Raw genomic sequence first — 13569 nt, 5'->3', positions numbered from 1 at the left:
CCTTCAGGCAGTCAACGCAGAATGTTCAGCCACTGCTCGCTCGACCCAGGTATGGGCCTGACCGAGGTAATGGGCGGGGTCCAGCAGACGATCGAGTTCACCGGCAGACAGCTCGGCGGTCACTTGCGGCTCGGCGCCGAGTACCGCGCGCAAATGACGTTGTTCCGCCACGGCGCGCTTGCAGCATTGTTCGAGCAGATGATGGGCGGTGTCGCGGCCGACCCGTTGGGCGAGGACAATGCTCACCGCTTCGGCCAGCACCAGGCCCTGCGTCAGATCGAGGTTGCGGGCCATGCGATCGGCATCCACTTCCAGCCCATCGGCCAACAACAGCGCCTGCTGCAACGCACCGGATACCAGGCAGCAAATCTCCGGCAGGGTTTCCCACTCGGCATGCCACAGCCCCAGGCTGCGCTCGTGCTCCTGAGGCATGGCGCTGAACAGTGTCGACAACAGACCCGGCACCCGGGTCGCGGCACCGATCAGCACCGCTGCGCCCACCGGGTTGCGTTTGTGCGGCATGGTCGAGGAACCGCCTTTGCCCGGCGCCGACGGCTCGAAGACTTCGGCCGCTTCGGTCTGCATCAACAGGCTGATGTCGCGACCGAATTTGCCGAGGCTGCCGGCAATCAAACCCAGCACCGAAGCGAATTCCACCAGGCGATCGCGCTGGGTGTGCCAGGGTTGTTCGGGCAAGGCCAGTTGCAGTTCTGCTGCCAGCGCTTCGGCAATCGGCATCGCCTGATCGCCGAGGGCTGCCAGTGTCCCGGAGGCACCACCGAATTGCAGCACCAGCAGTCGTGGCTTGAGTGCTTGCAGACGCTGGCGGCTGCGGGTCACGGCGCCGAGCCAACCGGCGATCTTCATGCCGAGGGTCACCGGCGTTGCATGTTGCAACCAGGTGCGCCCGGCCAGTGGTGTGGCGCTGTAACGCAAGGCCTGGGTCGCGAGGCGGTCTCCCAGTTGCGCCAGATCGCTTTCAATCAACGCCAGCGCGCGGCGCAGTTGCAGCACCAGGCCGGTGTCCATCACGTCCTGACTGGTCGCACCCAGATGCACATAACGCTCGGCTTCGGCATCGTTCTTCGCGATCTGCCTGCCCAGTGCCTTGACCAGCGGAATCGCCGAATTGCCCGCCGTGGCAATCGCCTCGCCGAGGGCGATGAAATCGTACTGCTCAGCCCGACAAGCCGTTTCGATCGGTGCCACGGCGGTTGGCGGGATCAACCCGACCCGCGCCTCTGCCCGGGCCAGTGCCGCTTCGAAATCGAGCATGGCCTGAACCCGGCCCTGATCGCAGAACACGTCACGCATATCGCGGGCAGTAAAATAAGCATCGAACAATTGATTGCCCGGTCGCTGGTTCATAAACAGTCCCTGAAGGCGTGGGCCGGTCAGGCCCACGGGTAAAAAGATCAAAGATCGGCGTGCAAATATTTCGCCTGCTTCGGCAGACGCAGGCTGAACAGGAACGCCACCGCCATCATCACCGTCACGTACCAGTAGAAGGAGTTTTCCATGCCCACGGCTTTGAGGCTCAAGGCCACATACTCCGCCGAACCGCCAAAGATCGCATTCGCCACCGCATACGCCAGGCCGACACCCAATGCCCGCACTTCCGGCGGGAACATCTCGGCTTTCACCAGGCCGCTGATGGAGGTGTAGAAACTGACGATCGCCAGCGCCAGGGTAATCAGCACGAAGGCCAGGAACGGACTGGTGTTGCTTTTCAGGCTCAGCAGGATCGGCACGGTGCACAAGGTACCGAGGGCGCCGAACCAGAGCATCGACTTACGACGACCGATCTTGTCCGCGAGCATGCCGAAAAACGGCTGCATGCACATATATAGGAACAGCGCGCCGGTCATGATGTAGCTGGCCGTCTTGGCGTGCATGCCGGCGGTATTCACCAGGTACTTCTGCATATACGTGGTGAAGGTGTAGAAAATCAGCGAGCCACCGGCGGTGTAACCCAGCACGGTAATAAATGCGGTCTTGTGGTCGCGGAACAGTGCACGGATGCTGCCGGCGTCCTTGTTGTCGCGCATTTCCTTGCTGGTGGTTTCCTTGAGCGAACGACGCAGGAACAGCGAAACCAATGCCGCCGCCGCACCGACCACAAACGGGATCCGCCAGCCGTAGGCGCGCAGATCGTCTTCGGTGAGAAACTGTTGCAGGACCACCACCAGTGACACTGCCAGCAATTGCCCGCCGATCAGCGTCACGTACTGGAACGAGGCGAAGAAACCGCGCTGGCCCCTGAGGGCGACTTCGCTCATGTAGGTCGCCGTGGTGCCATACTCACCGCCCACCGACAAGCCCTGCAGCAAGCGGGCGAACAGCAGCATGATCGGCGCCCAGACGCCGATGTCCTTGTAGGTCGGCAGGCAAGCGATGAGCAACGAACCGAAGCACATCATCAGAATCGAGATCAGCATCGAATTCTTGCGCCCGTGCTTGTCCGCGACACGGCCAAAGATCCAGCCACCGATAGGCCGCATCAGGAACCCGGCGGCGAATACGCCCGCCGTGTTGACCAGCTGCACCGTGGGGTTGTCGGACGGAAAGAACGCTGGCGCGAAATAGATTGCACAAAAGGCGTAGACGTAGAAGTCGAACCATTCAACGAGGTTGCCCGACGAGGCGCCGACAATCGCAAAGATCCGTTTGCTGCGCTCTTCACGGGTGTAGTGCGCTGGAATAGCGGTGGGGGTAGCCATGGGTACTCACTCTTTGGGGACTGTGAGAGTCTAGACACAATTTGCAACAATCCCGTTCCACAGTTCTGAAACATCAAAAGATCGCAGCCTGCGGCAGCTCCTACAGAGTGCATGCCGAACCCATGTAGGAGCTGCCGCAGGCTGCGATCTTTTGATCTTGACCTTAATAATCGAAGAACACCGTCTCCGCATCAGTCCCTTGCAAAATCACATTCCACTGATAAACCCCCGAAGCATCCTGCTTCGCCAGCAAGGTATCGCGGCGCTCGGCAGGCACGCATTCAAGCAGCGAATCAGCCACATTGGCCGGCTCGCCATCAAAGTAAATCCGCGTCAGCAAGTGCTTCACCAAACCACGGGCGAACACCAGCACCACCAGGTGCGGTGCCTGGGTCGTGCCTTTGAGGCCTTGCACCGTACCCGGCTTGATCGTGGTGAAGCGGAATCGCCCTTCAGCATCCACCGGCACTCGGCCAAAACCTTCGAAGTTCGGGTCCAGGGGTTTGTCCTGATCGTCTTCGGGGTGGTCGTACTTGCCGGCGGCATTGGCCTGCCAGACTTCCAGCATTGCGTCGTTGACGACATCGCCGTTGCCATCGATGACCTGCCCGGTGATCGCCACGCGCTCGCCGAGGGTTTGTTCGACGGTCAGGTCTTCGCGGTTCAGCCAGGTCAGGCCGATGTGGTAATACGGTCCGACGGTGTGGGACGTGGTCGCGTTCAGCGTCATCTTATTTCTCCATCGGCGTGGCTTCGCGGCCGCGCAGGACGATGTCCCAGCGATAACCGAGGGCGTAGGAAGGGATGGTTTTTTCCAGGTCGAAACTGGCGATCAGGCGCTCTTTGGCGCTCGTATCCGGTACACAGTTGTAGATCGGGTCATAGGCCAGCAGCGGGTCACCGGGGAAATACATCTGGGTGACCAGCCGCGTCAGGATGCTCGGCCCGAACAGCGAAAAGTGGATGTGCGCCGGGCGCCAGGCATTGTGGTGGTTGCCCCACGGGTAGGCGCCGGGCTTGATGGTCTGGAACTGGTACCAGCCATCGGCGTCGGTCACGGTGCGGCCGGTACCGGTGAAGTTCGGGTCCAGCGGTGCATCGTGCAGGTCGCGATCATGGTTGTAGCGACCGGCGGCATTGGCCTGCCAGATCTCCACCAGGATCCCCGGTACCGGCAAGCCATCTTCATCCAGCACGCGGCCGTGGATGATGATCCGCTCGCCCTGCGGCTCGCCCTGGTGCTGAGTGGTCAGGTCGTTGTCCTTCTCTTTGATGCGCTCGGCACCGACCGTCGGACCGGTAATTTCCGACAGCGAGTGAGGCAAGAACACCAGCGGCTTGGACGGCGAGCGACGGTTGGTGGATTGGTAGGCCGGGTGCAGGTATTCCGGCTGAGTGCCCGCCTGCGGGCGGCGGTAACCAGGCTTGTCAGTCATGGAGCATTCCTCAGTTCTTATTAGTCCAGGCGAGGTGTCAGACGCGTTCGATGGCCAACGCCAGACCCTGGCCGACACCGACGCACATGGTCGCCAGACCTTTCTTGCCGCCGGTCTTTTCCAGCTGATGCAGCGCAGTCAGCACCAGGCGCGCACCGCTCATGCCCAACGGATGGCCCAAGGCAATGGCGCCACCGTTCGGATTGACCTGAGCCGCGTCGTCCGCCAGCCCCAGTTCGCGCAATACAGCCAGACCCTGGCTGGCGAAGGCCTCGTTGAGTTCGATCACGTCGAAATCGCTGACAGCCAGGCCCAGGCGTTCGGTCAGTTTGCGCACCGCAGGGACCGGGCCAATGCCCATGACCCGAGGGGCGACACCGGCACTGGACATACCCAATACTTTGGCACGCGCCGTCAGGCCGTGCTTTTTCACCGCTTCGGCCGACGCCAGGATCAATGCGGCCGCACCGTCATTCACACCCGAGGCATTGCCTGCGGTAACGGTTTTGTCAGGACCGTTGACCGGTTTAAGCCTGGCCAGGGTTTCCAGGGTGGTGTCGGCGCGAGGATGCTCGTCCTGGCTGACGACCGTTTCACCTTTCTTGTGGGCAATACGCACTTCGACGATTTCTTCGGCGAAAAACCCTGCAGCTTGCGCGGCGGCTGTCTTTTGCTGGCTGCGCAGTGCGAAAGCGTCCTGATCCTCGCGGGAAATCTGGTAATCGTCGGCGACGTTGTCGGCGGTCTGCGGCATTGCATCCACGCCGTATTGGGCTTTCATCAACGGGTTGATGAAACGCCAGCCGATGGTGGTGTCTTCCAGCTTCATGTTGCGCGAGAACGCCGCATCGGCCTTGCCCATCACGAACGGTGCGCGGGACATCGACTCGACGCCACCGGCAATCGCCAGCTCCATCTCGCCACTGGCAATGGCCCGGAATGCAGTGCCGATGGCATCCATGCCCGAGGCGCACAGACGGTTGAGGGTCACGCCCGGAATGCTGTCCGGCAGGCCCGCCAGCAGCAACGCCATGCGTGCCACGTTGCGGTTGTCTTCACCGGCCTGGTTGGCGCAACCGAGGAACACCTCGTCCACCGCGTTCCAGTCTACCGACGGGTTGCGTTCCATCAGCGCCTTGATCGGCACGGCAGCCAGGTCGTCGGCGCGAACCGCCGACAGGCCACCGCCGAAACGGCCGATGGGGGTACGAATCGCGTCGCAGATATAAACGTCACGCATCACGCTTCTCCCGGCGCTTGGCCGTGGGCCGCGGCAGTGCGGGCTTCCAGATCGCGCAGTGCCTTGAGCTCGACTCCGGTCGGCTCGGCGGTGTTTTCAACGTGTTCGGCAAAACGAATCGCCCAACCCGTGGCAGCGGTCACTTGCTCGCGGGTCACGCCCGGGTGCAGTGCGGTGACCACGAATTCATGGGTGCCGGCTTCCGGCTCCATGATGCACAGGTCGGTAATGATACCGACCGGACCGGCGCCCGGCAGACCGAGACGCTTGCGTGAATCACCGCCCTCGCCATGACCGACCGAGGTGATGAAGTCGAGCTTGTCGACGAAGGAACGCGCCGACTGCTTGAGGATGATCAACACGCTCTTGGCGGAACCGGCGATTTCCGGCGCGCCACCGGCACCCGGCAGACGGACTTTCGGCGCGTGGTAGTCACCCACCACGGTGGTATTGATGTTGCCGAAGCGGTCGACTTGCGCGGCACCGAGGAAGCCGACGTCGATGCGCCCGCCCTGCAGCCAGTAGCGAAAAATCTCACCGGTCGGGACTACGGTGTCGGCGGTTTCCGCCAACTCACCATCACCGATCGACAACGGCAGTACGCTCGGCTTGGCACCGATCGGGCCCGATTCGTAGATCAGCACGACGTCTGGCGACGAGGTCAGACGTGCCAGGTTGGCTGCTTTCGACGGCAGGCCGATGCCGACAAAACACACCGAACCGTTCTTCAGGCGGCGGGCGGCGGCGACGGTCATCATTTCATTGGTGGTGTAAGTCATTTCTTCACCTGCGAAGCAGCGGCCAGCTTGGCCTGGAACTCGCTGAAGTCAGCGCAGCCATGGATGTACTCGTTGATCCACGCGGTGAAGGTTTCACGATCGCGGGCAATCGGGTCCCAGGCCTGGTAGAAACGGTTGTCGCGCTCGTTGTAACCGTGAGCGTAGGACGGATGTGCGCCGCCAGGGACGTGGCAGACCGCGCTCAGGGCCCAGGTTGGCAGTACACAGGAATTCATCGGTGCATTGAGGTCGTCGACGATTTCTTCGACGGTAACGATGCAACGCTTGGCCGCCAGCGCGGCTTCTTTTTGCACGCCGAGGATGCCCCACAGCAGCACGTTGCCTTTGCGGTCGGCTTTCTGTGCGTGTATCACGGTGATGTCCGGGCGCACCGACGGCACGGCCGCCAGCACTTCGCCGGTGAACGGGCAAGTGACGGTCTTGATCAGCGGGTTGACCTTTGGCAGGTCGGAGCCGGCGTAGGCGCGCAGCACCGCAAAAGGTAGTCCCGAAGCGCCAGCGACGTAGGCATTGGCCAGGTCGGCGTGGCTGTGTTCTTCGATTTCGAGCGCGTGCGGCCATTGCTTCTCGACTGCATCGCGCAGACGGTGCAGAGAGCCGACACCCGGGTTACCGCCCCAGGAGAAGATCAGCTTGCGAGCACAACCGGCACCGATCAACTGATCGTAGATCAAGTCAGGGGTCATCCGCACCAGTGTCAGGTCTTTCTTGCCCTGGCGAATGATTTCGTGACCCGCCGCGGTAGGGATCAGGTGGGTGAAGCCTTCGAGTGCGACCGTATCGCCGTCGTTAACGAATTGCTTCACCGCGTCGTGCAGCGAAAGGATTTCAGCCATGGGGCAGGCTCCCGTTTTGTTATGAACCGACAGTGGAAGAAAAAGGCGCGATGCGCAGCGCCGGAATGACTGAAGAGTAAGCCTCTGAAAATCGTCAAACAATCCGATAATCGACTGAGTGTTCGTTTATCGCACAGATTGTTGTCTGCCTACCGTTCTGTGTTGCCTGCAAAAGATCGCAGCCTTCGGCAGCTCCTACAGGTGTACGCATTCCAATGTAGGAGCTGCCGAAGACTGCGATCTTTTTGGGACAGCGCTATTTCAAAGCCGGATCAGGTCGCATCCGCATGACTGACCATGCCCTTGATCACCACCGCCGTCGTCGCCACTGCCGCCGGAATCACCAGCGCCGTCAGCACCTGCTCGAAGTTCCAGCCCAGGCCCAGCAACGTTGCGCCCATCCACGCACCGAGAATCGCGCCGAAGCGGCCAATCCCGAGCATCCACGACACACCGGTTGCGCGGCCTTGAGTGGGATAAAACCGTGCCGCCAGCGATGGCATCGCCGATTGCGCGCCGTTCACGCACATCCCGGCCACCAGCACCAGGGTCGCCAGTAACGTGATGTTGCCCAGGCTCTGCCCTACCGCGTAGGCAAATACCCCGGCCAGCAGGTAGAAAATGCCGATGACCTTGTGCGGATTGAACCGATCCATGGCCCAGCCCACCCCCACCGCGCTCAGCACTCCACCAAACTGGAACAGCGCCCCGATGAACGCCGCCTGCTCCATGCTCGCGCCGCTGTCACGCATCAGCGTTGGTAGCCAACTGGTCAGCAGGTAAACGATCACCAGGCCCATGAAATAGGTCAGCCACAGCAACAAGGTGCCGGCGCTGTAGGTGCCGGAGAAGATCACCGCGAATACGTTGCGGGCTTTCACGGTTTTCTGTTCCGGCACGCTGAAGCTTGAAGCCTGGGCGACGACCGTCGGGTCGATCGGCGCCAGAGTCTTGCGCACTTTGTCCGTGCCGCGATTGCGCACGACCAGGTAACGTGCCGATTCCGGCAACCAGAACAGCAAAACCACCGCCAGGATCAGCGGCAGAATCCCGCCGATCAGCAGCAGGCTGTGCCAGCCGAACGCCGGAATCAGTTTCGCCGAGATGAATCCGCCACCGGCCATGCCGAGGTTGAAACCGCAGAACATGCTGGTCACCAGCAGGGACTTCTTGCGCTCCGGCGTGTATTCCGACAGCAGGGTCGTGGCGTTTGGCATCCCGGCCCCAAGCCCCAGGCCGGTGAGGAAACGCAGCACCAGCAATTGATCGACGTTAGTGCTGTAAGCGGATGCCAGACTGAAGGCGCCGAACAACAGCACCGCGCCCACCAGTACGACTTTTCGCCCGAAGCGGTCAGCCAACGGGCCGGAACCCAGTGCACCGAAGACCATGCCGATCAACGCGGCACTCATCACCGGGCCGAGGCTGGCGCGGTCGATCCCCCAATCCTGGGACAGGGCCGGCGCGATGAAACCCATGGCCGCCGTATCGAGGCCATCGAGAAAGACAATCAGGAAACACAGGATCACCACTCGCCATTGGTAGCGCGAAATGGGTTGGGCATTGATGAAGGACTGCACGTCGAGGCAGTGACCTACAGCAGACTGGGGTTGGTTCATTATTCTTATTCCACGCAAGAACGCAGTCGGACAGGAGTCAGCCAAGGCTGACGCTGCCGCGACATTAGTGATCCTGGTGAATGAGCGTCAATTCGACAAATGCGGCTGTGTGCGGTTATCGAACAACTTAGGCGAAGAGTTGTGCACTGAGGTCACGGCTGGCGCTCAGCAGCCCCGGCAGGAAACGCTGTTCCAGCTCGTTGCGGCTGACCCGTCCGGCGTGAGTACTGACATTCAAGGCCGCCACGACTTGCCCGGACGCGTCATATACCGGAACGGCAATCGAGCGCAGGCCTTGCTCGAGCTCCTGATCGACGATGCACCAACCTTGCTGCCGCACTTCTTGCAGGCATTCGAGCAACGCCTCGGGGGTATGCAAGGTACGACTGGTCTTGGCCTGGAACTCCGCATGATCGAGGTACTCGCGCAACGAAGTATCGTCCAGCGCGGCGAGAAGAATTCTACCCATGGACGTGCAATAGGCCGGCAGGCGTCCGCCCACCGACAAATCAACGGAAATCAGGCGTTGAGTGGTGGCGGAGCGGGCGATATACAGGATGTCATCGCCTTCCAGCGTGGCCATGTTGCACGCCTCGTGAAGTTGCTCGCTCATGCGGTCCAGGTAGGGCTGGGCGGATACCGCCAACGGTGTCGAGGACACATAGGCATGGCCGAGGGTCAGCACTTTGGGCAGCAGCGAATAGGTGCGACCGTCAGTGGTGGCGTAGCCGAGCTTGATCAGGGTGTGCAGGCAACGTCGCACTGCGGCGCGAGGAATTTCCGTGCGATGGCTGATCTGAGCAATGGTCAGGTGCCGTTTGCGCTCCTGGAACGCTTGCACCACGGCCAGGCCTCGGGCCAGGGACGTCATGAAATCGGGGTCACCGGTCATGGCCTGGATCCGCTTGGCCGGCGACGCAACGATTGGCGGCGCCACGGAGGCGAAGGCATTGCGCATTTGATCGTTCATATCAGGTCCTTTCCCACACGGATCAGCGACTATTACAAGCGGCTCCCGGCTTCCTGCACAAGCCATGGGCGGCCAACATTGGGCGATTATCGAACGCTCAGCCGATAATCGCAATCGATGGCAGCTGCACTTGGCGATATCTCGGCGGATGGATACCTTCCCTCGACGATTCACGCTTGCACGGCATAGGCATAAGAGGGTAAATGTAATTGTCCTTACTTGACCGACTTAATGGCGTCAGAAAGACACCGCTGTGGAAGGCGTCCTAGTTGGCCCCTGAAGTTGCGAACAACAAAACAATCACATATGGAGAACCACTTTTAACGCGTTGGCGATAGTGTTCTTCGAATCGACCGCTATAATACAGTTCAGTGGTGCTCGGTTTTTACGCGAGTTCACCACCGGTAGCGCGATGTCCCATCGCCGCTGCCCGCAGCAAGCGCCAGACGCTCATTTCATAGGCTACGACCTGGCGCTCGCTGGAACAGGAATCTGATGCTACGTCAGCTATTTGTCTCTGGTGCCGTGGCCGCCTGCAACATGGAAGTATTGATCGCAAATGCCCAGAAACGAAGCCTTCGCGGGTTTTGTCTTTTCGGCGAGCGCGACCAATAGGTTCTATGCAGCGCGTTTCACCAGAATTAATCTCATCTCAATCAGGTACTACCGTGACAAAAGACGAACTGCGCGCGGAACTTGAGCGCCAGGAACAACGTTACAAGGAAGTGTACGGCGGGGAAGTCACCACCTACGCCGCCCAGTCAGAACCGGAACGCAAGCCTTGGCGTAAACGCGCCACCGTTCAGGATCAGGCATTCACTCAAGAACTGCAGAAAATGGAAAAGGAACTCAAAGCCGAAGAGCCGTGACAGTCTCGGCCGAATTCCTTTCAAGGGCCTGGTGTCTGCACCCGTTACAAGCGCGGTGTATAGATGTTGCCTTTTCGCGCCCGTTATCCGCGGGCAGCGGCTGCCTCACCCATCGGATGAGGTTAATGGCTTATGTCTGGCCCTCTTTTCAGATATTTCACACAAGCGTTGAAGCCTCTCGGTCCTACGAGAGAAACCCTTGTGCCTGTGGGCTTTCCAAAGAAATTCAATGACTTGTAAAACCCGGTAAAACCCGGGGGCCCAAGGTATTTTTACAAATTAATTCGTTGAAGAATGTTACCGATGAGCAGCAAGTGCATCGATTAGCGGTCTTTTCTGGCATAATCGCGCCCCCTTACGACCGGGTCAGAAAACCTTCATGATCGATTTATTCAGCGGACTGGATGCTTGGGTGCTTGTGAGCCTCTTGCTCGCCCTGGCCTTTGTCCTCGCCTTCGAGTTCATCAACGGCTTTCATGACACCGCTAACGCGGTGGCCACTGTTATCTACACCAAAGCCATGCCGCCTCATCTGGCGGTGTTCTTTTCCGGTGTGTTCAACTTTCTCGGCGTGCTGCTGGGCGGGGTTGGCGTGGCCTACGCCATCGTCCACCTGTTGCCGGTAGAGCTGTTGATCAATGTGAACACCGGTCACGGGCTGGCCATGGTGTTCTCGTTGCTTGCCGCCGCCATTACCTGGAACCTGGGTACCTGGTATTTCGGCATCCCGGCTTCCAGCTCCCACACGCTGATCGGTTCGATACTCGGTGTCGGCCTGGCCAATGCCTTGATCAACGACATTCCGTTGGCCGATGGCGTGAACTGGCAGAAAGCGATCGACATCGGCGCCTCCCTGGTGTTCTCGCCGATGGCCGGCTTCCTGGTCGCCGCCCTGATATTGATCGGCCTTAAATGGTGGCGTCCGCTGTCGAAAATGCACAAGACGCCGGAACAGCGCCGCAAGATCGACGACAAGAAGCACCCGCCGTTCTGGAACCGCCTGGTGCTGGTGATTTCGGCGATGGCCGTCAGCTTTGTGCACGGTTCCAACGATGGCCAGAAGGGTATCGGCCTGATCATGCTGGTGCTGATCGGTATCGTCCCGGCGCAGTTCGTGCTCGACCTGGGCAGCACGACCTACCAGATCGAACGGACTCGCGACGCGACCTTGCACCTGAGCCAGTTCTACAAGCGCAATGCCGATACCCTGGGTGAATACCTGGCTTTGGGCAAAAGCGTGGAAGGCGATCTGCCGGAGAAATTCCGTTGCAACCCGCAACAGACCGAACCGACCATCACGGCCCTGCTTGGCACTCTCAAGGGTGTAGCCGACTACCACTCGCTGCCGGCGGAAAACCGCATTGAAGTGCGTCGCTACCTGCTGTGCCTTGATGACACCGCGAAGAAAGTCGGCAAACTGCCTGGCCTCGCGGCCCGTGAAAAGGCTGACCTGGACAAGTTGCGCAAAGACCTGACCACCACCACCGAATACGCGCCGTTCTGGGTGATTCTGGCGGTCGCCCTGGCCCTCGGCCTGGGTACCATGGTTGGTTGGAAACGCGTGGTACTGACCATCGGCGAGAAGATCGGCAAGCAGGGCATGACTTACTCCCAAGGCATGTCGGCACAGATCACTACTGCGAGCCTGATCGGCATGGCCAACATCTTCAGCCTGCCGGTGTCCACCACCCACGTCCTGTCCTCGGGCGTGGCCGGCACCATGGTCGCCAACAAAAGCGGCCTGCAAGGCGGCACCGTCAGAACCATCCTGCTGGCCTGGGTCCTGACCCTGCCGGCGACCGTGGCGCTGTCGGCCGGCTTGTTCTGGCTGGCTTCGAAGGCACTCGGCAGCTGATACGCAGCGGCAAAAAAAAAGGCGCGTTCCGTGAGGTTCGCGCCTTTTTTATTGCACACATCAAGGCAACGCAAATCCCCTGTGGGAGCGAGCTTGCTCGCGATGGCGGCCTTACAGTCGACATGGATCTTGAATGTTATGGCCTCATCGCGAGCAAGCTCGCTCCCACAGGGGTTTGCATACCCCGATAGAAGCGCAGGCAAAAAAAAGGCGACCGAAGTCGCCCAAAATGCCTTGCGTGCTCATTACATCCGGAAAGACTTATGGCTTGCGCTTATGCGAGTCCTTCCAGATAAAAAATCCAAACCCTGCAAAAAACAGAACCATGAGGCCGACGGTCAGCACTCCGGCGATCACCACGTTGTCGAGGAACATGACGGCTCTCCTACAGTTACCCTGTTGCGATGGAGCCAAGGTAACCAATCAGGCAGAAGAGAAAATTGACCGGGATCAATGTCGCCCGAGACTGGGCGTAAAGGAGGGGAAAAATTGACCTGCATCAACCGATGCAGGGGACATCAACGCTTTTTCGGTTTGTTTTTCGGCTTTTTCTTCGCCTTGCCCAACGGCATGGCCTGTTCAAATGCCTGGCGCACTTCATTCAGGCGTTTTTCGTTGAGGTCATGAACCCGCTTGGCGCGTTCGGTGTTGAGGTCGATCAGCTTGTCGTCTTGGCTCATGGCATTCAGTACATCGCTTGGCAGGTTTGTCATAATAATGCGGTGTGAAGGCAACCCTGAACAGCCATCCCCTCAAATCTTGATATCAACCCACAAACCCTGACGTGGCTCGCCTTCAATCAGCGGCACGACCGGCACGGTGTTGTCGGCGTTGAGCTCGGTACCGGGAATCGCCAGGTGTACTTCAACGCTGTCATCCGCTTCACGACGACGCTTTTCCCGCTCCTGCTTGCGACGTTGTTCCTCGCGCAATTGAAAGGCCGCCTCTTCCGGATCGTGTTGCTGCAGGTCGATCGTGCTTTCGCTGGAGCTTTCCTGCACCGGCACCACAGGCGGGATATCCGGACGCGGGCGGACCGGGTCGAGCTGTGAGGTGATCGGAACCGCACTCAAGGGGAGCATCGGTGGCAGCATAATGATGGGTCTCCTGTCAGCAGGCTGTCGGCTGCGCAGATGGCGACTTGAGCCATCGGTCGCAAACTGTGACCCGGTTGGCACGAATAGGTGCCCCGGCCTGCCCCCTCGTCTGGGTAGTCTAAGGTAA

At 60.1% G+C, this 13569-nt stretch carries 14 protein-coding genes; 2 read left to right on the top strand and 12 right to left on the bottom strand.

Going from position 1 to position 13569, the window contains the following annotated elements; all coding sequences use genetic code 11:
* Nucleotides 1-3 precede the first annotated feature (3 nt).
* The 9 genes from ACA067_RS05795 to pcaR form a co-directional block, all read right to left on the bottom strand.
* Complete coding sequence (locus ACA067_RS05795; RefSeq protein ID WP_497460959.1) at nucleotides 4-1368, bottom strand: 3-carboxy-cis,cis-muconate cycloisomerase; 1365 nt, start codon at nucleotides 1366-1368, stop codon at nucleotides 4-6.
* Nucleotides 1369-1415: 47 nt separating this feature from the next.
* Nucleotides 1416-2720: an MFS family transporter gene (locus ACA067_RS05790; RefSeq protein WP_497460958.1), complete on the bottom strand. Its 1305-nt coding sequence runs from the start codon at nucleotides 2718-2720 to the stop codon at nucleotides 1416-1418.
* A 163-nt stretch (nucleotides 2721-2883) separates the two neighbouring features.
* A complete protein-coding gene (gene pcaG / locus ACA067_RS05785; RefSeq protein WP_497460957.1) occupies nucleotides 2884-3450 on the bottom strand; it encodes a protocatechuate 3,4-dioxygenase subunit alpha in 567 nt (188 codons plus the stop codon).
* Between the two features lies 1 nt (nucleotide 3451).
* Nucleotides 3452-4156, bottom strand: coding sequence for a protocatechuate 3,4-dioxygenase subunit beta (gene pcaH, locus ACA067_RS05780; RefSeq protein ID WP_497460956.1), 705 nt, complete (start codon nucleotides 4154-4156; stop codon nucleotides 3452-3454).
* 37 nt (nucleotides 4157-4193) lie between these two features.
* A complete protein-coding gene (gene pcaF, locus ACA067_RS05775; RefSeq protein WP_497460955.1) occupies nucleotides 4194-5399 on the bottom strand; it encodes a 3-oxoadipyl-CoA thiolase in 1206 nt (401 codons plus the stop codon).
* Nucleotides 5396-6175 carry a CoA-transferase subunit beta gene (locus tag ACA067_RS05770; protein ID WP_497460954.1) on the bottom strand — a complete coding sequence of 260 codons (780 nt, stop codon included), beginning with the start codon at nucleotides 6173-6175 and terminating at the stop codon, nucleotides 5396-5398. The genes pcaF and ACA067_RS05770 overlap by 4 nt, the downstream gene beginning before the upstream one ends.
* The gene (locus ACA067_RS05765; RefSeq protein ID WP_497460953.1) at nucleotides 6172-7032 is read right to left on the bottom strand and encodes a CoA transferase subunit A; all 861 of its coding nucleotides are present in this window, start codon (nucleotides 7030-7032) and stop codon (nucleotides 6172-6174) included. Before ACA067_RS05765 ends, ACA067_RS05770 begins: the two co-directional genes overlap by 4 nt.
* 272 nt (nucleotides 7033-7304) lie before the next feature.
* Complete coding sequence (gene pcaK / locus ACA067_RS05760; protein ID WP_497460952.1) at nucleotides 7305-8651, bottom strand: 4-hydroxybenzoate transporter PcaK; 1347 nt, start codon at nucleotides 8649-8651, stop codon at nucleotides 7305-7307.
* 127 nt (nucleotides 8652-8778) lie between these two features.
* A complete protein-coding gene (pcaR, locus tag ACA067_RS05755) occupies nucleotides 8779-9621 on the bottom strand; it encodes a pca regulon transcriptional regulator PcaR (protein WP_497460951.1) in 843 nt (280 codons plus the stop codon).
* A 668-nt stretch (nucleotides 9622-10289) separates the two neighbouring features.
* Between pcaR and ACA067_RS05750 the strand changes: the two genes are divergently transcribed.
* Nucleotides 10290-10490, top strand: a complete 201-nt coding sequence (locus tag ACA067_RS05750) for a hypothetical protein (protein ID WP_497460950.1) — start codon at nucleotides 10290-10292, stop codon at nucleotides 10488-10490.
* Nucleotides 10491-10869: 379 nt separating this feature from the next.
* On the top strand, nucleotides 10870-12345 hold the full coding sequence (locus ACA067_RS05745) for an inorganic phosphate transporter (RefSeq protein WP_497460949.1): 1476 nt from the start codon (nucleotides 10870-10872) through the stop codon (nucleotides 12343-12345).
* Nucleotides 12346-12606: 261 nt separating this feature from the next.
* Here ACA067_RS05745 and ccoM read toward each other — a convergent pair whose 3' ends face one another.
* The 3 genes from ccoM to ACA067_RS05730 all read right to left on the bottom strand — a co-directional run bounded on the left by ccoM (nucleotide 12607) and on the right by ACA067_RS05730 (nucleotide 13439).
* Nucleotides 12607-12720: a cytochrome c oxidase subunit CcoM gene (ccoM, locus tag ACA067_RS05740; RefSeq protein WP_318183103.1), complete on the bottom strand. Its 114-nt coding sequence runs from the start codon at nucleotides 12718-12720 to the stop codon at nucleotides 12607-12609.
* Nucleotides 12721-12863: 143 nt separating this feature from the next.
* Nucleotides 12864-13025: a hypothetical protein gene (locus ACA067_RS05735; RefSeq protein ID WP_007906621.1), complete on the bottom strand. Its 162-nt coding sequence runs from the start codon at nucleotides 13023-13025 to the stop codon at nucleotides 12864-12866.
* A gap of 72 nt (nucleotides 13026-13097) precedes the next feature.
* Entirely contained in the window at nucleotides 13098-13439 is a 342-nt protein-coding gene (locus ACA067_RS05730; protein WP_497460948.1) for an aspartate-semialdehyde dehydrogenase, read from the bottom strand.
* Between the last annotated feature and the right edge of the window lie 130 nt (nucleotides 13440-13569).

Source organism: Pseudomonas sp. LBUM1674, from assembly GCF_059695635.1.
This window is presented reverse-complemented; position numbering and strand designations above follow the sequence as displayed.

Bases quoted from the DNA above. Each gene is read 5' to 3' on its own strand.
- ACA067_RS05770 (WP_497460954.1), bottom strand. From the start codon at position 6,175: ATGACTTACACCACCAATGAAATGATGACCGTCGCCGCCGCCCGCCGC.
- ACA067_RS05735 (WP_007906621.1), bottom strand. From the start codon at position 13,025: ATGAGCCAAGACGACAAGCTGATCGACCTCAACACCGAACGCGCCAAG.
- pcaK (WP_497460952.1), bottom strand. From the start codon at position 8,651: ATGAACCAACCCCAGTCTGCTGTAGGTCACTGCCTCGACGTGCAGTCC.
- pcaR (WP_497460951.1), bottom strand. From the start codon at position 9,621: ATGAACGATCAAATGCGCAATGCCTTCGCCTCCGTGGCGCCGCCAATC.
- ccoM (WP_318183103.1), bottom strand. From the start codon at position 12,720: ATGTTCCTCGACAACGTGGTGATCGCCGGAGTGCTGACCGTCGGCCTC.
- ACA067_RS05745 (WP_497460949.1), top strand. From the start codon at position 10,870: ATGATCGATTTATTCAGCGGACTGGATGCTTGGGTGCTTGTGAGCCTC.
- pcaH (WP_497460956.1), bottom strand. From the start codon at position 4,156: ATGACTGACAAGCCTGGTTACCGCCGCCCGCAGGCGGGCACTCAGCCG.
- ACA067_RS05765 (WP_497460953.1), bottom strand. From the start codon at position 7,032: ATGGCTGAAATCCTTTCGCTGCACGACGCGGTGAAGCAATTCGTTAAC.
- ACA067_RS05790 (WP_497460958.1), bottom strand. From the start codon at position 2,720: ATGGCTACCCCCACCGCTATTCCAGCGCACTACACCCGTGAAGAGCGC.
- ACA067_RS05795 (WP_497460959.1), bottom strand. From the start codon at position 1,368: ATGAACCAGCGACCGGGCAATCAATTGTTCGATGCTTATTTTACTGCC.
- pcaG (WP_497460957.1), bottom strand. From the start codon at position 3,450: ATGACGCTGAACGCGACCACGTCCCACACCGTCGGACCGTATTACCAC.
- ACA067_RS05730 (WP_497460948.1), bottom strand. From the start codon at position 13,439: ATGCTGCCACCGATGCTCCCCTTGAGTGCGGTTCCGATCACCTCACAG.